The sequence below is a fragment of the Stutzerimonas sp. CXK-1 genome (assembly GCF_057738225.1).
The window spans coordinates 862,500-879,996 of sequence record NZ_CM173217.1 but is presented as its reverse complement, the minus strand read 5'-3'; the positions used below and the strand labels follow the sequence as shown (position 1 = coordinate 879,996).

The following is a 17,497-nucleotide window of genomic DNA, read 5'->3' as shown; positions in this document are numbered from 1 at the left end:
CGACGCGCGCCTCGTCAGACCTAGAACAAAGGATGCCCTTGCATGGTGCTTCATCGCGTACATCACCAGATTCTCCGCAGCCATCACCTGTTCGAGCCGCTCAACGAGGAGCAGCTCGACGAACTGATGGCCTCCAGCCAGCTGCTCAACCTGGACAAGGGTGACAACCTGTTCCACCAGGGCGAGCCGGCCCACTCCTTCTACTTCGTCATCTCGGGCGCGGTGAAGATTTACCGCCTGACGCCGGACGGGCAGGAAAAGGTCTTCGAGGTGATCGGCAACCGGCAGACCTTCGCCGAGGCGATGATGCTGATGGACACGCCCAACTACGTAGCCTCGGCCCAGGCGGTCTGCCCGACTCAGGTCTATCGGTTCTCCAACACCGCGTACATGCGCCTGCTCGAGACCAACCAGCGCCTGGCCTTCGCCCTGCTCGGCAAGCTCTGCGTGCGCCTGCATCAGCGTCTCAACGAAATCGAAACGCTGTCGCTGAAGAACGCCACGCACCGCGTGGTGCGCTACCTGATGACCCAGCTGGCACGCGCCGAGGCCACTGCGTTCGAGCTGCCGATGGCCAAGCAGCTGGTCGCCGGGCATCTGTCGATCCAGCCGGAAACCTTCTCGCGGATCATCCGCCGCCTGATCGACGAGGGCATCATCACCCAGGAAGGCCGACTGATCACGGTGCTCGACCGGCAGCGCCTGGAACAGTTCGAGTGACTTGATTCCCGTCATGGGGCGTATAGCGCGGGCTGTGACAGCCTGCGGCTACGGAGGAAACAGACCATGGCCGCCTGCCTTTACTGTCAACGGGACAACCCCTCGGGGCAAGACGAGTGCCGTCATTGCGGCATGCCCCTGCCAGCCCTTGCCGACGGTGCGGGCGCGCGCCGTCAACGGCGCTTCCTGTGGTTCTGCATCGCCCTGGCGCTGTTCTGCGCGGTGATGATCGCCTGGCTGCCTCGCAGCATGCCCTGACTTCAGATGCAAGAAAGGCCGCCCAAGGGCGGCCTTTCTCGTCTGCGTCGATCAGAAGTGGAAGTTGGTGCTCAACAGCGCCGTGCGCCCCGGTGCAACGTGGGCCATGTGGCTGGTGTAGACCTGGTCGAAATAGCGCTTGTCGGTCAGGTTCTGCACGTTCAGCTGCAGATCCAGATGCTTGCTCACGCGATAGGCCGCCATCGCATCGTAGCGCCAGTACGACGGCACCTCGACGCTGTTGGTGACATCGCCGAAGCGCGAATCGACATAGTTGGCGCCGCCACCGACGGTCAGCACCGGCGTCAACTGGTAGGTGCTCCAGAAGCTGAAGCTGTTCTGCGCAGTGTTCGGGATGTCGTTGCCGTTGGCACCGCCAACCACATAGTCGACATCGGCCGGACCGTTGCCAGGGCGCGCATTGACATCCACACGGCCGCTTTCGACGATCTCGCCGTCGAGATAGGTGTAGCTGGCAAAGGCATTCCACTTCGGCGTGATCTGCCCATTGAGGCCCAGCTCGAAGCCATCGACGCGGGTTTCGCCAATGTTGCTCGTGGTGCCGTCGGCTTCGAGTACGCGGGCGTTGGTCTTCTCGGTGCGGAACAGCGCCGCCGTGACACCCAGACGGTCGTCGAAGAAGTCCCATTTGGTGCCGACTTCGTAGTTGCGGTTGCGCTCCGGCGTCAGCTCCTCGGTCGCCACGGCGATATTGCTGGCGCCCTCGCCGGCAGTTTCACCCACCGGGTTGGCCGAGGTCGACCAGGCCGCGTAGACGCTGCCATTGGGTAGCGGATTGAACACCAGGCCCAGCTGATAGCTCCAGAAATGGCTCTTGTTCTCCAGCTCGGTCGTTCCGTCGACGGTGTTGGTACCGCGCGTGACGGTCACGCCGCTGGCCCGGGTTTCGAAGTCGTCGTAACGCAGCCCGACGTTCAGCGACCAGCGCTCGTCGAACTTCAAGGTGTCGAAGATATAGGCCGACAGGGTATCGGTATCGGTATCGGTGAAGGCGTTGCTATCGGTGATGCTGCCGGTCCACGCCGCCTCATGGTCCGGATTGCTCAGGCTGGTGCAGTCGCCGCTGCTCACGTGCGCCGGGCTGCACGTGCTGCCTGCGGTGCCCGGGCTGATGAAGTAGGCGCGATTGTGAACGCCCTCCCGACTGATCTCCACGCCGGTGACGAGGCTGTGCTCGATCGCGCCGGTGGCGAACAGTGCCTTGAGATCGGTCTGGTTGACCCAGCCCTCGGACGTGGAATTGCGGCTTTTCGGGGCCCGATAGACCAGGCCCTGCGACAGGTTGCCGGTCTTCGAGTCGTTCGGCGTGGTGACGATGTAGTCGAGCGTGGTGCGCACCACGCGCGTGGTGTTGAGCAGCGTCAGGCTGTCGTTGAGGTCGTGCTCGAGCTTCAGCGTGCCGGCGTCGGTCGTGCTGTCGCGGTAGTCGCGGTTGCTCAGCCCGTAGAAGTTGTCACGGTCGACCGCAACCGGCTTGCGCACCGAGTCGGGCGCGGTGGCATCGGTCAGCGGCAGTCCGTAATCGGGGATGTCATCGGTTTCCAGATGATAGTAGGACAGCGTTGCCCGCGTCGGTGTGTCGAAGCCGAAGGTAATCGTCGGCGCCACGCCCCAGCGGCGCACTTCGACACCGTCGCGCCCAGCGACGTTGGCTTCATGCTTGAGCAGGTTCAGGCGCCCGGCGACGTTGTCAGCCAGCACCCGGTTGACGTCCAGCGTGTAACGGCGCGTCTGGTCGGAGCCGTAGGTGAAGCTGGCATCACCGAAGTCCTGCTGCTTCGCGGTCTTGCTGATCAGGTTGAGGCTGCCGCCGGTTGAACCCGCGCCGGTATAGGCCGAGCCCGGCCCCTTGCTCACTTCGATGCGCTCGATATTGAAGATCTCGCGGGTCTGCGAGCCGACATCGCGCAGGCCGTCGATAAAGGTGTCGCTCTCGGCATTGAAGCCGCGAATGATCGGCCGGTCGCCTGCCGGATTGCCACCTTCGCCGGCACCAAAGGTGATGCCCGAAGTGGTACGCAGCGCATCGACCAGGCTCAGCGAGCCCGTGTCGCGAATCACCTGGTCGGTGATCACGGTGACCGACTTCGGTGTTTCACGCAGCGGCGCGGTGTACTTGTTGGATGCCGATTCGTCGGCCTTGTAGGCCTCCTGTTGGTCGCCGACCACGGTCACGGCGTCCAGCGCCACCGGTTCGTCGGCGGGCCGACCGGCACCGGCGGCAGCAGGAAGCGACAGGGCAGTGACAGCGGCGCCCAAGGCAGAAGCAAACAAGCGAGGGGAATTCGGTTCCGGGATTTGACGCGACATCGATAAAGGCATCCTTGAGAATGTTATGCAAAGCAAAACGATAATTCATATTGTTTGAGAATATATTCTGATACATTCCGCCCCCGCTTGAGAACTGCAAACGCGAACTTTTATCACTCGCAGGGGTATCGCCCATGCTGCTACGCATCGCCCAAGTCTTTTCTGCAGAAGAGGTGGCCCGCATCCGCGCCGCGCTCGAAGCGGCCGAATGGCTCGATGGCCGCGTCACCGCCGGCTACCAGTCGGCGCGCGCCAAACACAACCTGCAGCTGGCCGAGGACGATCCGCTGGCTCGCGAGATCAGCGAGGCGATGTTGCAGCGGCTCTGGCAGCATCCGCAGTTCATGTCCGCAGCGCTGCCGAACAAGGTGTTCCCACCGCTGTTCAACTGCTACACGGCCGGCGGCGAGTTCGGCTATCACATCGACAATGCGGTGCGCCAGGTCCGCAACAGCGCCGAGCGGGTGCGCACCGACCTGTCGGCGACGCTGTTCTTCAGCGAACCCGACGAATACGACGGCGGAGAGCTGGTTATCCAGGACACCTATGGCACGCAGCGGGTGAAGTTCGCTGCCGGCGACATGGTGCTCTACCCCAGCACCAGCCTGCACAAGGTCGAAGCGGTAACCCGCGGCGCACGGCTGGCCTCGTTCTTCTGGATCCAGAGCCTGGTGCGCGAGGATGCCCAGCGCACCCTGCTCTACGAAATGGATCAGGCCATCCAGAAACTGACTGCCGATGTGCCGGACCACCCATCCCTGGTGCAACTGACCGGCACCTACCACAACCTGCTGCGCCGCTGGGTCGATGTCTGAGCACCGCCTGCGCCGATGCGAGGCCGTCGACATCAGTGCCCTTGGCGACGAACCCCGGGCCCTGGCACGCCTGGCGCTGAACGGCGCCGCCACGGGCGATGCGCACGCCCAGGCATTGCTCGCCCAGCTGCTGCTCGATGGTCACGGCATCGAGGCCGACCCGCGACTGGCCCTGAGCTGGTTTCGCATCGCCGCGGCGCGCGGCCATGCCATGGCGAGCAACATGGCCGGGCGCTGCCTGGAGCACGGCTGGGGTTGCCGGGCCGACGTCGCCGAGGCGGCGACCTTCTATCGCCGCGCCGCCGCGCTGGGGCTCGACTGGGGCTGCTACAACCTGGCCAACCTGCTGGCCACCGGGCGCGGCGTGCCGCAGGATCTGCCGGCGGCCTACTGCCTCTACCGGCAGGCCGCCGAGGCTGGCCACGCCAAGTCGATGAACCTGGTCGGGCGCTGTCTGGAAGACGGGCTTGGCGTCGCCGCTGACCCGGCAGCCGCCCGCGCCTGGTACCGACGTTCGGCCGAAGCCGGTGACTTTCGCGGCCAGTTCAGCCACGCCGCGGTGCTGCTGGCGCAAGGCGCCCTGGCCGATGCCCGCCACTGGCTGCAGCTGGCCCTGGCGAACGGCCACCTTAAATTCATCGACACGGCTCTGACCGCGCTGCGCGCCGCGGCGCTCCCCGAACTCGAGGATATCGTCGCCGCCTACGCCGCGCGCCGCGCCGCCCTCGCCAGCGGCGCCCGGACATGAAAACGCCCCGGCAAGCGGGGCGTTCTTCAACCGGCGGCGCGGCTTAGATGTAGTAGGCCTTCAGCGGCGGAAAGCCGTTGAACTCCACCGCGCTGTAGCTGGTGGTGTAGGCGCCGGTGGACAACCAGTACAGGCGGTCGCCGGCGGCCAGGTTCAGCGGCAGGCCGTAGCGGTAGTTCTCGTACATGATGTCGGCGCTGTCGCAGGTCGGGCCGGCGATCACCACTTCTTCCATCTCGCCCTTCTTCTCGGTCCAGATCGGGAACTTGATGGCTTCGTCCATGGTTTCGATCAGCCCGCTGAACTTGCCGACATCGGCGTAGACCCAGCGCTCGACCGCGGTGCGCGACTTGCGCGAAACCAGCACCACTTCGCTGACCAGGATGCCGGCGTTGGCGATCAGCGAGCGGCCCGGCTCGAGGATGATCTCCGGCAGCTCGTCGCCGAAGTCTTCCTTGAGGAAGCGGATGATCTCGGCGGCGTAGGTTTCCAGGTCGTTGGTCTTGGCGATGTAGTTGGCCGGGAAGCCGCCGCCCATGTTGATCATCTTCAGGACGATGCCGTCCTCTTCCTTCAGGCGCTCGAAGATCACCTTGACCTTGGCGATCGCCGCATCCCACACGGAGATGTCGCGCTGCTGGCTGCCGACGTGGAAGGAGATGCCGTAGGGCTCCAGGCCCAGCTGGCGGGCGAGAATCAGCAGGTCCATGGCCATGTCGGTCTGGCAGCCGAACTTGCGCGACAGCGGCCAGTCGGCCGTGGTCGAGCCTTCGGTGAGGATGCGCACGTATACCTTGGAGCCCGGCGCGGCCTTGGCGATGTTGCGCAGGTCGGCCTCCGAATCCGTGGCGAACAGGCGAACGCCCTTCTCGAAGAAGTAGCGGATGTCCTTGGATTTCTTGATGGTGTTGCCGTAGCTGATGCGCTCCGGGCCGACGCCGCGGGACATCACCTTGTCCAGCTCGTAGATCGAAGCGATGTCGAAGCTCGAACCCTTGTCCTTGAGCAGGTCGATGATCTCGACCGCCGGGTTGGCCTTGACTGCGTAGTAGATCTTGGCGAACTCGAAGCTGCCGCGCAGATCGTCATAGGCCTTGCTGATGGTCTCGGTGTCGATCACCACGAAGGGGGTTTCGTGCTGGTCGGCGAAGGCCTTCATCTTCTGAAAGGTGGCGCGAGGGTAATAGTCTTCGATCTTGATCATGCCAGGGCTCCGAAATCGGGAAACGGAATCGAAATTAGGGAGTGGGCGCATACGGCCCGTCACGAACGCCTGATCAGTTTCCCCACTTTGGTTCGCCTACTTCCCAAGGCATGTCGCCGAGTATCACGGGTGATCTCTCGTCGTCAGTACTTGAGCCGGATGGATCGTTGCCAGCATGGACGTTCGGGCGCGAACTTTAGGACCAAGGGGGGCCCAGATCAACCAAAAAAACGCCCCGACCGGCCATCCGCTGGCGGTTGTTCTCGATACTCAACAAAGCGTCCTGGAAACTGCACAAATCCTGGCTTTGCGAAGGGGCGAGCGGGCCACAGGCGCTGTCGTTTGCCGCTATAATCCCCGCCTTTTTTGACAGACCGACTACTCCGTCGACGGGTTCCTTATTCAGATGACCACTCAGGCCGCCGAAGTCGCGAAGCGCCGTACCTTCGCCATCATTTCCCACCCCGACGCGGGCAAGACCACCATCACCGAGAAGCTGCTGCTGATGGGCAAGGCGATCGAGGTCGCCGGGACCGTGAAGTCGCGCAAGTCCGACCGTCACGCCACCTCCGACTGGATGGAAATGGAGAAGCAGCGCGGCATCTCCATCACCACCTCGGTGATGCAGTTCCCCTACCGCGAGCACATGGTCAATCTGCTCGACACCCCCGGCCACGAAGACTTCTCGGAAGACACCTACCGCACCCTGACCGCGGTGGACAGCGCGCTGATGGTGCTCGACGGCGGTAAGGGCGTGGAGCCGCGCACCATCGCCCTGATGGAAGTCTGCCGCCTGCGCGATACGCCCATCGTCAGTTTCATCAACAAGCTCGACCGCGACATCCGCGACCCCATCGAACTGCTCGACGAGATCGAGGCGGTGCTGAAGATCAAGGCCGCGCCGATCACCTGGCCGATCGGCTGCTACCGCGACTTCAAGGGCGTGTATCACCTGCGCGAAGACAAGATCATCGTCTACGTGCCGGGCCACGGCCATGAGCGCACCGAGCAGAAGGTCATCGACAAGCTCGACTCCGACGAGGCCCGCGCGCACCTGGGCGACATGTACGACGATTTCGTCGAGCAGCTCGAACTGGTCCAGGGTGCCTGCCACGAGTTCGATGAGCAGGCGTTCCTCAAGGGCGAGATGACACCGGTATTCTTCGGCACCGCGCTGGGCAACTTCGGCGTCGACCAGGTGCTCGACGCCATCGTCGACTGGGCGCCGATGCCGCTGTCGCGCGCCGCCCACGAGCGGGTGGTCGAGCCGGTGGAAGAGAAGTTCAGCGGCTTCGTGTTCAAGATCCAGGCGAACATGGACCCCAAGCACCGCGACCGCATCGCCTTCATGCGCATCTGCTCGGGCCGTTACGAGAAGGGCATGAAGATGCGCCACGTGCGGCTGAAGAAGGACCTCAAGATCGCCGACGCGCTGACCTTCTTCTCCAGCGAGCGCGAGATGCTGGAAGAGGCCTGGGCCGGTGACATCATCGGCCTGCACAACCACGGCACCATCCAGATCGGCGACACCTTCACCGAAGGCGAAGTGCTGGGCTTCACCGGCATCCCGCACTTCGCCCCGGAACTGTTCCGCCGCGTGCGCCTGAAGGACCCGCTCAAATCCAAGCAGCTGCGCCAGGGCCTGCAGGAACTGGCCGAGGAAGGCGCCACCCAGGTGTTCTTTCCCGAGCGCAACAACGACATCATCCTCGGCGCGGTGGGCGTGCTGCAGTTCGACGTGGTCGCCAGCCGGTTGAAGGAGGAATACAAGGTCGAGTGCGCCTACGAGGCGATCAACGTCTGGTCGGCGCGCTGGATCGAGTGCAGCGACGAGAAGAAGCTCAAGGAATTCACCGACAAGGCCTACGAGAACCTCGCCGTCGACGGCGGCGGCCACCTCACCTACCTGGCGCCGACCCGGGTCAACCTGAGCCTGATGGAAGAGCGCTGGCCGGACGTGAAATTCCGCGCCACCCGCGAGCACCACTGAGACGACGCGGCCAACGGCAAATGCTTCGCGAGCAAGCTCGCTCCTACGAGTCCGTGCCCTGTAGGAGCGAGCTTGCTCGCGAAGCACTACGACAACTGAAAGAGACGCAACGGAATGCGCTTTCATGGATGCGACCTGCGCAAGGGGCGGGTCAGCCTGCCCAATCAGACCTACGTCCTAACCTGCGTAACGCTTAATCGCACCACCCTGTTCGCAGACTGGCCCGCCGCGTCATCGCTAGCGCAGGAAATCCATAGGATCGGTCAGTCACACGCGGTCGACTCGCTGGCCTGGGTCGTCATGCCAGATCATCTGCATTGGCTCGTGCAGCTGAAAAGCGGCTCGCTAGGCCAGTTGATGCAAGGCCTGAAATCGCGGAGCGCGATCGCCACCAACCGCCTGCGCGGAAGTCACGGGGCGATCTGGCAGAAGGGCTATCACGACCGCGCTGTGCGAAACGACGAAGATCTGCGCAGTGTTGCGCGGTACATCGTGGCAAACCCACTGCGCGCTGGGCTGGTCAGGCGTCTCGCCGATTACCCACTCTGGGACGCCGCCTGGTTGTGACGAGAGGGCCCGTCCTGCCTGGAAGCTTCGCGAGCGAGCTCGCTCCTACAAAAGCCAGCAAGCCTGCCCGTAGGAGCGAGCTCGCTCGCGAAAAGCCTGTCTCCGGCGGCTCAGACCAGGCGAGCCGGGGCGCTCTGCAAAGGCTCCAAACCGACCGGACACGCACGGACCGCTGCGCTCCCGCCAGCTTCGCGAGCGAGCTCGCTCCTACAAAAGCCAGCAAGCCTGCCCGTAGGAGCGAGCTCGCTCGCGAAAAGCCTGTCTCCGGCGGCTCAGACCAGGCGAGCCGGGGCGCTCTGCAAAGGTTCCAAACCAACCGGATACGCACGGACCGCTGCGCTCCCGCCGGCTTCGCGAGCAAGCTCGCCCCTACAAAAGCCAGCAAGCCTGCCCGTAGGAGCGAGCTCGCTCGCGAAAGGCCTGTCTCCGGCGGCTCAGGCCAGGCGATCAGAGAAGTTCTGCAACGACTCCGGACCGACCGGACACTCACGACCCGCTGCGTCCCCGCCAGCTTCGCGAGCGAGCTCGCTCCTACAAAAGCCGGCGCGCAAGCCTGCGGGACCAAGCCTGAGCCCGCTCTCCCCCGCTCGCTACTCCGCTTTCTCATCCAGCACAAAGGCGACCAGAGAATCGCCGATCTCCGTCCCGAACGAGCCATGCCCACCGGCCATCTGCACCACGTATTGCTTGCCGTTTTTCTCCGACACGTAGGTGATCGGCGTGGCCTGGCCACCTGCGGGCAGGCGGCCCTTCCATAGCTGCTCGCCGGTCTTCAGGTCATACGCCCGCAGGTAGTAGTCCAGCGTGCCGCTCATGAAGGCCACCCCGCCCGCGGTGACGATCGGCCCGCCCAGCGCCGGCGTACCTACCGGGAAAGGCAGCCCCAGAGGCGCGCTGTCACGACTGGTGCCGTTCTTGTGCAGCCAGACCTTCTTCATGCTGCGCAGGTCGAGCGCGGTGACATACCCCCACGGCGGCGTCTGGCAAGGCAGGCCAATCACCGACATGAAGGGCTTGAGCGTCACCATGTAGGGCGCGCCCAGGTTCGGCTGCAGGCCGGTTTCGCCGCCGCCGGTGCGCTCATCCGGAGCGACCTCGCTACGCTTGACCATGGTCGAGACGAAGGCCAGGTAGTTCGGCGCGCCGAACAACAGCTGGCGGTGTGGATCGACCGCTACGGACGGCCAGTTGAAGGTCCCGACATTGCCCGGGTAGATCAGCGAGCCCTGCTCCGACGGCGGCGTGAAGTCACCTTCATAGCGCAGCTTGCGGAACTCGATGCGACACATCATCTGGTCCAGCGGCGTGCCACCCCACATGTCGCGCTCGCGCAGCGGTGCCTGTGGCGCATAGCTCAAAGCCGAGGTGGGCTGGGTCGGCGCGGTGAATTCGCCGTAATCGGTGCCCTGCGGAACGGGGATCTCCTTGACCGGCACGATCGGCTCGCCGGTGCGCCGGTCGAGCACGTAGAGGTCACCACGCTTGGTCGGCTGGACAATGGCCGGCACCACACCCTGCGGCCCGTCGATGTCGACCAGCGTTGGCTGCGAAGGCAGGTCGCGGTCCCAGAGGTCGTGGTGCACCGTCTGGAATTCCCAACGCACCTTTCCGGTCGCCAGCTCCAGCGCGACCAGGGTAGCGGTGAAGCGCTCCGTCTCGGGTGTGCGCGGTTTCGCCCATTGGTCGGGCGTCTGGTTGCCGGTGGGGATGTAGACCAGGCCCAGCGACTCGTCGGCCACCGACGTCGTCCACCAGTTCGGCGTGCTGCGCGTATAGGTCTCTCCCGGTGGCAGGGGCTCGGTGGCGTCCGGGTTGCCCGGGTCGAAGTTCCAAACCAGTTCGCCACTGCGCACGTCGTAGGCGCGAACCACGCCCCCGGGCGAATCCACCGCGCCGTTGTCGGTGATCGAGCCGCCGACGATGACCAGCCTTTCGGTGACCACCGGCGGCGAAGTCGGCAGATAGACACCCAGCGCGCCCTCGCCCAGGCCGGCCTTGAGATCCACCACGCCGGCATCGCCGAAGTCCTCGCAGGGCTTGCCGTCGTCGGCGTCCAGGGCAACGAGCGTACCGTCGTTGGTCGGCAGGAACAGGCGGCGCTCGCAACGCGCCGCTCCCTGCCCGGTATCGCCGGGGCTCGCGGCGTAGCGGGTCGCGTCGTGGAAGGCCAGCCCCCGACAAGTCATGTGCTGGTAATACTCGGCCTCGCGGTTGATGTTCGGGTCGAAGCGCCAGCGCTCCTCTCCGGTGGTGGCGTCCACGGCGATGGCGATGCTGTGAGGGGTGCAGAGGTAGAGGTTGTCGCCGATCTTCAGCGGCGTGACCTCGTAGGTGAACTCGCCCGGATCGTTCGGCCCCGGCAGGTCGCCGGTGTGGAATTCCCAGGCCTTCTTCAGTTTGCCGACGTTCTGCGGCGTGATCAGGTCCGCCAGTGAGTAACGGTTACCGCGGTCAGAGCCACCGTAGGCGGTCCATGCTTCGGCCTCACGGCCGGCCTGGCCTTCCGGGGCAAGGCCTTGCATCTGCGCGTCGCTGAACTGGCCCTCGATCGAGTGGTAGTCCTGCGTCAGCGAGTAGCCGGCCATCAGCGCGCCGGCCAACAGGCCCACGCCAAGCAGGCCACTGGCACCGTCACGCCAGACCCGCCGGCGGCCGACATGGCGATTGACGAAAGGCAGGATCAGCCAGAGCCCGAGGAGGCACCAGAGGTCGATGCGCGGCGCCAGCTGCCACCAGTCGAAACGGACTTCGTACAGCGTCCACGCCAGTGTCCCGAGCAACAGCGCGGCATAGAGCCAGAGCGCGGCGCGTCGGCGAGCGAACAGCAACCCGGCAACCAGCAGCAGCCCGACACCGGCGATCAGGTAGTACCAGGAGCCGCCCAATGTGGCCAGGTAGCCGCCGCCTACAGCCAGCACCACGCCCAGCACCACCACCACCAGGGCCGTCAGGGTGATTCGCAGGGGCCGTGGCCCGTGATCGATGCTCATGCAGTGCCTCCACCGTCTTGTTCTGGAAATCCGGGAGCGAAACGTTCTGACACAAAGACTCCCCCGGCATTCAGTGGATACGGCGGCGGGCCGTTTAGTTCAGCCCTTGCAGCGCACCGCTCAGGGTGCGGCGCCGACCGAGAGCGGCTGTGTCTCGGACTGTTTGAGCAGTGCGTAGATCGCCCCGGTCAGCAGGCTGCCGGCAAGGATCGCGACCAGGTAGAGCAATGCATGGTTGATCGCGTTGGGGATCAGCAGCACGAAGAGCCCGCCATGGGGCGCCAGCAGCTTGGCACCGAACGCCATGGACAGCGCGCCGGTCAGTGCGCCACCAGCGATGCTGGCGGGAATCACCCGCAGCGGGTCCTTGGCAGCGAAGGGAATCGCGCCCTCGGAGATGAAGCAGCAACCCAGCACCAGCGCGGCCTTGCCGGCTTCGCGCTCGGTCTGGGCGAACTTGCGCCGCGCGATCAGCGTGGCGATGCCCATGCCGATCGGCGGCACCATGCCGGCGGCCATGGTCGCAGCCATCGGCGCGTAGCTTTGCGAGGCGAGCAGCCCGACGGAGAAGGCATAGGCCGCCTTGTTCACCGGCCCGCCGAGATCGACGCACATCATGGTGCCCAGCAGCAGCCCGAGCAGGATGGCGTTGGAGGTGCCCATGGTGTCGAGGAACTCGGTGAGCCCGGCGAGCAGCTTCGCCACCGGCGTGCCGACGATGTAGATCATCACCAGGCCCGTCACCAGGCTGGCCAGCAGCGGGATGATCAGGATCGGTTTGAGCGACTCGATGCTGGCCGGCAGTGGAATCCAGCGACTCACCGCCTTGGCCGCATAGCCGGCGACGAAACCGGCGATGATGCCGCCAATGAAGCCCGCGCCGAGCGTGCCGGCCAGCAAGCCGCCGATCATGCCGGGCGCCAGACCCGGGCGGTCGGCGATGGAATAGGCGATGTAGCCGGCCAGCAGCGGCACCATCAGCTGGAAAGCGGTTTCGCCGCCGATCTTCATCAAGGCAGCGGCTAGCGTGCCCTCCTCCTTGAACGCCTCGATGCCGAAGACGAACGACAGGGCGATCAGCAGTCCGCCCGCCACCACCATCGGCAGCATGTAGGACACCCCGGTCAGCAGGTGCTTGTAGACGCCGGTCTTCTCCGCTTTCTGCTCTCCCGTAGCGGCACTTGCCGTGACGCCACCGCCGAGCACGGCCGCTTCCTGCAGCGCGCGATCCAGCGTCGCCTCCGGTTGCTTCAGTGCGACACCGGTGCCGCAGCGGAACACGCGCTTGCCGGCGAAACGGGTGACATCCACCTCGATATCGGTCGCCAGCAGCACCGCGTCGGCTTCCTCAATGGCCTGGGGGTCGAGCACGTTGCGCGCGCCCACCGAGCCGCGCGTCTCCACCTGCAGGTCGTAGCCCTTGCGCGCGGCCGCCTGCTGCAGCGCCTCGGCGGCCATGAAGGTGTGCGCCACGCCGGTCGGGCAGGCGGTGATGGCCACCAGCTTGGGTTTGCCGGCGGAAGGCGCGGCGTCGGCTTCGTCGACCGGCTGCAATTCGGTCGCGGTATCGGCGGCGCTGCGCAGGAAGCCTTCCGGGTCGAGCAGGGCCTCGGACGGGGTCGATTGCACGACGCGCTTGCCGACGAAGCGTTGCAGCGACAACGGCCCGGTTTTCACCACCACCACCAGATCGGCCTTGGCGATCTGCGCGGCCGTGAGCGGCGAACCGATGGCCTTGGGGTCGTGGACTTCCACGGCGGTCGACCAGCCCAGGCGCTGGGCCGCGGCCTCGAGCAGGCGCGAGGTCAGCACGCTGGTGACCATTCCGTTGGGGCAGGCCGTGATGATGAGCAGATTCATTCCTTCACCTCTTGTAATTATTGGCTGAGCGGCTGCAGCCGCACGGCCGCTTCAAGCTCGGCCAGTTGCGCCCGATCAGTGATACCGAAGCCGATTTGGCCGACGGCCTGAGCGGCAATCGCCGTGGCATGCGCCAGGGTGCGCTCGGCCGGCCAACCCGCCAGCAAGCCGTGGAGCATGCCGGCCAGCAGCGAATCCCCGGCGCCCACGGTGCTGACCACCCGCATCTTCGGCGGCTGGGCATGCCAGGCGGCAGCCGGCGAAAACCAGCTGACCCCGGCGGCGCCCTGGGACATCACGACATGCTCGATGCGGGCGTTCAGGCGACGCGCCTCGTCGGCCAGGGCCTGTGCGTCGGCCGGATCGAGGGCGCGGGCCTGGGCCAGTTCCTCTTCGTTGGGCTTGATCAGCCAGGGTGACAGGGCCAGCCCTCCGCGCAGCGCAGCGCCACTGGTGTCCAGCGCGACACGCGCATCGAGCCGCGCGAGCCGCTGCAGCAGCTCGACGAACCACGGCAGCTCGACGCCACGCGGCAGGCTGCCGGCCACCACGACCAGCTCATGGCCAGGCACCAGGCGTTCGAGGCGGGCGAGCAGCTCGTCGCGCTGGGCGGCACCGACCTCCAGCCCCGGGCCATTGATATCGGTGATCCGCCCATCCGCCTCGGCCAGCTTGATGTTGCTGCGGGTCTCGCCCGCCACGCGGACGAATTCGTCGGCAAAGCCCCGCGCGGCGAACAGCTGCTCGAAAGGCTGGGCATTGGCTTCGCCGAGAAAGCCGGTCACGGTCAGCTGGTGGCCGAGATCGGCCAGGACCTGGGCGACGTTGAGCCCCTTGCCGGCGGCATGGACTTGCAGGTTGTCGCTGCGATTGACTTCGCCCAGGCGCAGCGCGGGCAGCTGCACGGTGAGATCCAGTGCAGGATTGAGGGTCACGGTCAGTACGCGCGCCATCAGCAATGCTCCCCGACGAATGCGCGCACTTCATGCGCGCCGGGCAACATCAGGGCCTGCTGAGCGAGTTGCTGACAGGCGACGAAGTCCAGCTCGCGCACCCGCGCCTTGACCAGCGCGATGCTGCGCGCCGACACGCTCAACTCGTCAACGCCCAGCCCCACCAGCATCGGTATCGCCAGCGCATCGGCGGCCAGCTCGCCGCAGACGCCCACCCATTTGCCCTGCGCGTGGGCGGCTTCCACCGTCATGCCGATCAGGCGCAACACGGCCGGGTGCAGCCCATCGGCCTGGCCGGACAGCGTCGGGTGGCCGCGGTCGATGGCCAGCGTGTACTGGGTCAGATCGTTGGTGCCGATGCTGAAGAAATCGACTTCCTGCGCCAGCACCGGCGCGATCAGCGCGGCGGACGGGATCTCGATCATGATGCCCACCTGCAGGTCGGCCACCGGCAATTCGACGCGCAGGCGATCGACCAGCGCCTTGGCGGTGCGCCATTCCTCGATATTGCCGACCATGGGAAACATGATCCGCAGCGGCCGGCCGTCGGCGGATGCGAGCAAGGCACGCAGCTGGGTTTCGAGGATGTCCGGGCGCTGCAGGCTCAGGCGAATGCCGCGCACACCGAGGAAGGGGTTCTCCTCGGCCGGCATCGGCCAGTACGGCAGCGGCTTATCGCCGCCGACATCGAGCGTGCGCACCACCAGGGGCCGGCCTTCGAGGGCTTCCAGCACACGGCGGTATTCGGCTTCCTGGGTCGCCTGATCCGGCGCCTGAGCGTGGTTCATGAACACCAGTTCGGTGCGCAGCAGGCCGATGCCCTCGGCACCGAGCGCCACCGCCTCGGGCGTCTCGCCGGCGGCGCCGATGTTGGCAGCGATCTCCACCGGATGGCCGTCACGGGTGATCGCCGGCTCCAGACGTCGCTCATGGGCCAGGCGCTTGCGTTCCTCCCGCGCGGCGCGCTCGCCCCGGGCCTCATCGAGCTGCGTATCGCTCGGCGCCACCAGCAGCTCGCCGCGCTCGCCATCGAGCAGCAGCAGGGTGTTGGGCGCCAGGCCGAGCACACCGGGCCCAGCGCCGACGATGGCCGGAATACCCAGCGCCCGCGCGATGATGGCGCTGTGCGAGGTGGCGCCGCCGCCGGCGGTGAGAATGCCGGCGACGCGCTGGGCATTGAGGGTGGCGACGTCCGACGGCGCCACCTCGTCCATCACCAGAATGTAGGGCTCATCCGGGGCCTGCTCGGCTTCGACACCAGCCAGGCAGGCCAGCACGCGGCGGCCCACGTCGCGCAGGTCCGCCGCACGCTCGGCGAGCAGCTGGTCATGTAGCGCCTCCTGCTGCTGCGCCGCGCTTTCGATTTCCTCCATCCAGGCCGCCTCGGCGCTGAGGCCTTTCTGCAGGCGCACCTGCACCTCTTCGCGCAGGGCGGGATCCCTGAGCATGGCCTGGTGAGTGGTGAAGATGTCGCGGATGCTGGCGACCTGGCTCTGCGCGATCAGCGTGCCGATTTCGGCGAACACCTTGTCCAGCGCCGCGTCGAGCCGCTGCAGCTCGATAACGGGGGATTCGCCGCGCCGCGGATAGTCGATCGCCTGCGGCTTGCGCACCAGCACCGGGCCGATGGCGATGCCGGGCGAGGCGGCGATGCCGATGACCTGCTCGCCGGCCCGCAGGGCGGGCACATCCTGGGCGGCTTCATGCAGTTGCACGGTGGCAGCTGGCTGCTCCGCCGACTCCCCGCCGGCTGGCAGCGGCTCGATTTCCTCGCCCAGCCCTTCCTCCACCGCGCGCACCAACGCCGGCAAGGCATCGTCGGCGATCGAAGGCTCGGCGATGAACTCCAGCACCTGCCCACGATGCGAGCCCATCGCCAGCAGCTTGCTCAGGCTCTTGGCCGACACCCCCGCGCTCTGGCTGCCGGCTAGGCGCACGCGGATCTCGCCGGCAAAGGACTGTGCGACCTCGGTCAGCACCTGGGCCGGGCGTGCGTGCAGGCCGTGGGCATTGGCCAGCGGCACGCGGGCGCTCGGCCAGTCCGCCGGCACGTCGCCGCCCAGTGCTTCGAGCACTGTGCGACTGGAGGTCGCCTGGCTCAGCTCCGCGCCGCGCCCCTCGATCAGCAGGTTGCACAGGCGCTCGAGCATCGCCCGGTGCGCTTCACCGAGACTGGCCAGCACGAACAGGCCGTTGAGCGGCTGGCCGTGATGATCCAGCGACGCGGCGGGTGTGACGAACGCCAGCCCCGGTCGCTGCACCGACTGCTCGCTGCTCAGCCACCAGAGGCCCTCGCCCAGCGGCAAGGCCTGGTCAAGCGCGAGCCCGGCATTGAAGCCGGAGACCACGCACTCGGCGCGCTTGAGCAGCTTGACGCCCTGCCAGGCCAGCTCATCGAAGTCCTCGGCGGCGACGCCCAGCCCGACCAGCTCGCCATCGAGCGCCAGTTCCTGCGGCGCCCCCTGCAGCAGCGCGATGATCGCTTCGGGGCTGCCGGCCTTCTGCAGCGCCTCACTGAGGTCGCCCTCACCGAGGGCGCGGGTCAGCAGCTGCAGCAGACGCAGATGCTCGTCGGAACGCGCGGCGATGCCGATGGCGAGGTGGACCTGCTGGCCGTTGCCCCAGTCGACGCCCTGCGGAAAATGCAGCAGCCGCACGCCCGTGGTGAACACCTGATCGCGGGTCTCCGGGGTGCCATGGGGGATCGCGATGCCCTGGCCGAGAAAAGTCGAGCCCTGGGCTTCGCGTGCGCGCAAACCGTCCAGGTAGCCGGGCGCCACCAGCCCGTCGGCGACCAGCACCTCGGCCAGCAGCGCCAGCGCTGCGCTCTTGTCGGCGGCGACCTGATGCATGTGGATGTGCTGGGCATTGAGTTCAAGCATGGAAACACTCCTTGCGGGCACGCGATTGTTCTTATCCCGCCGGCGACATCAGCTATTGCACCGACTGTGGGCTGTGACTGAATCACTGCTGAAACGTTTCAGCAAAGGCTGGCACATTACGCAACTTTGCGTAACTCTAGAAGCCCGGAGGCCGACCATCCGTCTTGGTCAGGGCCATC

At 66.2% G+C, this 17,497-nt stretch carries 12 protein-coding genes; 6 read left to right on the top strand and 6 right to left on the bottom strand.

Going from position 1 to position 17,497, the window contains the following annotated elements:
- Positions 1–42 precede the first annotated feature (42 nt).
- Together AC0KXH_RS04165 and AC0KXH_RS04160 are read left to right on the top strand one after the other, a co-directional pair.
- The gene (locus AC0KXH_RS04165; RefSeq protein ID WP_041103887.1) at positions 43–720 is read left to right on the top strand and encodes a Crp/Fnr family transcriptional regulator; all 678 of its coding nucleotides are present in this window, start codon (positions 43–45) and stop codon (positions 718–720) included.
- Between the two features lie 66 nt (positions 721–786).
- Positions 787–978, top strand: coding sequence for a hypothetical protein (locus AC0KXH_RS04160; protein ID WP_041103885.1), 192 nt, complete (start codon positions 787–789; stop codon positions 976–978).
- Between the two features lie 51 nt (positions 979–1,029).
- On the opposite strand, the gene AC0KXH_RS04155 is transcribed toward AC0KXH_RS04160, so the two are convergent.
- Positions 1,030–3,309: a TonB-dependent receptor gene (locus tag AC0KXH_RS04155; RefSeq protein ID WP_312201784.1), complete on the bottom strand. Its 2,280-nt coding sequence runs from the start codon at positions 3,307–3,309 to the stop codon at positions 1,030–1,032.
- A 134-nt stretch (positions 3,310–3,443) separates the two neighbouring features.
- On the opposite strand from AC0KXH_RS04155, the gene AC0KXH_RS04150 reads away from it, so the two are divergent.
- Positions 3,444–4,124, top strand: coding sequence for a Fe2+-dependent dioxygenase (locus AC0KXH_RS04150; protein WP_200627941.1), 681 nt, complete (start codon positions 3,444–3,446; stop codon positions 4,122–4,124).
- Positions 4,117–4,872, top strand: coding sequence for a tetratricopeptide repeat protein (locus AC0KXH_RS04145; RefSeq protein ID WP_213150187.1), 756 nt, complete (start codon positions 4,117–4,119; stop codon positions 4,870–4,872). The genes AC0KXH_RS04150 and AC0KXH_RS04145 overlap by 8 nt, the downstream gene beginning before the upstream one ends.
- 43 nt (positions 4,873–4,915) lie before the next feature.
- Here the strand turns inward: AC0KXH_RS04145 and AC0KXH_RS04140 are convergent, their stop codons facing one another.
- The gene (locus AC0KXH_RS04140; protein WP_041103879.1) at positions 4,916–6,076 is read right to left on the bottom strand and encodes a type III PLP-dependent enzyme; all 1,161 of its coding nucleotides are present in this window, start codon (positions 6,074–6,076) and stop codon (positions 4,916–4,918) included.
- A gap of 406 nt (positions 6,077–6,482) precedes the next feature.
- Here AC0KXH_RS04140 and AC0KXH_RS04135 point away from each other — a divergent pair, with 406 nt between their 5' ends.
- Both AC0KXH_RS04135 and AC0KXH_RS04130 read left to right on the top strand, forming a co-directional pair.
- The gene (locus tag AC0KXH_RS04135; protein WP_041103878.1) at positions 6,483–8,066 is read left to right on the top strand and encodes a peptide chain release factor 3; all 1,584 of its coding nucleotides are present in this window, start codon (positions 6,483–6,485) and stop codon (positions 8,064–8,066) included.
- Between the two features lie 114 nt (positions 8,067–8,180).
- Positions 8,181–8,633, top strand: coding sequence for an REP-associated tyrosine transposase (locus tag AC0KXH_RS04130; protein ID WP_488224212.1), 453 nt, complete (start codon positions 8,181–8,183; stop codon positions 8,631–8,633).
- Positions 8,634–9,223: 590 nt separating this feature from the next.
- Here the strand turns inward: AC0KXH_RS04130 and AC0KXH_RS04125 are convergent.
- From AC0KXH_RS04125 to ptsP, 4 genes are all read right to left on the bottom strand, one after another.
- On the bottom strand, positions 9,224–11,623 hold the full coding sequence (locus AC0KXH_RS04125) for a membrane-bound PQQ-dependent dehydrogenase, glucose/quinate/shikimate family (RefSeq protein WP_488224211.1): 2,400 nt from the start codon (positions 11,621–11,623) through the stop codon (positions 9,224–9,226).
- Positions 11,624–11,743: 120 nt separating this feature from the next.
- The gene (locus AC0KXH_RS04120) at positions 11,744–13,483 is read right to left on the bottom strand and encodes a PTS fructose-like transporter subunit IIB (protein ID WP_488224210.1); all 1,740 of its coding nucleotides are present in this window, start codon (positions 13,481–13,483) and stop codon (positions 11,744–11,746) included.
- A gap of 17 nt (positions 13,484–13,500) precedes the next feature.
- Positions 13,501–14,436 carry a 1-phosphofructokinase gene (gene pfkB, locus AC0KXH_RS04115; RefSeq protein ID WP_488224209.1) on the bottom strand — a complete coding sequence of 312 codons (936 nt, stop codon included), beginning with the start codon at positions 14,434–14,436 and terminating at the stop codon, positions 13,501–13,503.
- Positions 14,436–17,318, bottom strand: coding sequence for a phosphoenolpyruvate--protein phosphotransferase (gene ptsP, locus AC0KXH_RS04110; RefSeq protein ID WP_488224208.1), 2,883 nt, complete (start codon positions 17,316–17,318; stop codon positions 14,436–14,438). The genes pfkB and ptsP overlap by 1 nt, the downstream gene beginning before the upstream one ends.
- Between the last annotated feature and the right edge of the window lie 179 nt (positions 17,319–17,497).

What these genes read in the sequence shown, in the direction of transcription:
- AC0KXH_RS04155 (WP_312201784.1), bottom strand. Translation starts at nt 3,309, where the DNA reads ATGTCGCGTCAAATCCCGGAACCGAATTCCCCTCGCTTGTTTGCTTCT.
- AC0KXH_RS04130 (WP_488224212.1), top strand. Translation starts at nt 8,181, where the DNA reads ATGCGCTTTCATGGATGCGACCTGCGCAAGGGGCGGGTCAGCCTGCCC.
- AC0KXH_RS04160 (WP_041103885.1), top strand. Translation starts at nt 787, where the DNA reads ATGGCCGCCTGCCTTTACTGTCAACGGGACAACCCCTCGGGGCAAGAC.
- AC0KXH_RS04145 (WP_213150187.1), top strand. Translation starts at nt 4,117, where the DNA reads ATGTCTGAGCACCGCCTGCGCCGATGCGAGGCCGTCGACATCAGTGCC.
- AC0KXH_RS04135 (WP_041103878.1), top strand. Translation starts at nt 6,483, where the DNA reads ATGACCACTCAGGCCGCCGAAGTCGCGAAGCGCCGTACCTTCGCCATC.
- AC0KXH_RS04150 (WP_200627941.1), top strand. Translation starts at nt 3,444, where the DNA reads ATGCTGCTACGCATCGCCCAAGTCTTTTCTGCAGAAGAGGTGGCCCGC.
- pfkB (WP_488224209.1), bottom strand. Translation starts at nt 14,436, where the DNA reads ATGGCGCGCGTACTGACCGTGACCCTCAATCCTGCACTGGATCTCACC.
- ptsP (WP_488224208.1), bottom strand. Translation starts at nt 17,318, where the DNA reads ATGCTTGAACTCAATGCCCAGCACATCCACATGCATCAGGTCGCCGCC.
- AC0KXH_RS04125 (WP_488224211.1), bottom strand. Translation starts at nt 11,623, where the DNA reads ATGAGCATCGATCACGGGCCACGGCCCCTGCGAATCACCCTGACGGCC.
- AC0KXH_RS04165 (WP_041103887.1), top strand. Translation starts at nt 43, where the DNA reads ATGGTGCTTCATCGCGTACATCACCAGATTCTCCGCAGCCATCACCTG.
- AC0KXH_RS04140 (WP_041103879.1), bottom strand. Translation starts at nt 6,076, where the DNA reads ATGATCAAGATCGAAGACTATTACCCTCGCGCCACCTTTCAGAAGATG.
- AC0KXH_RS04120 (WP_488224210.1), bottom strand. Translation starts at nt 13,483, where the DNA reads ATGAATCTGCTCATCATCACGGCCTGCCCCAACGGAATGGTCACCAGC.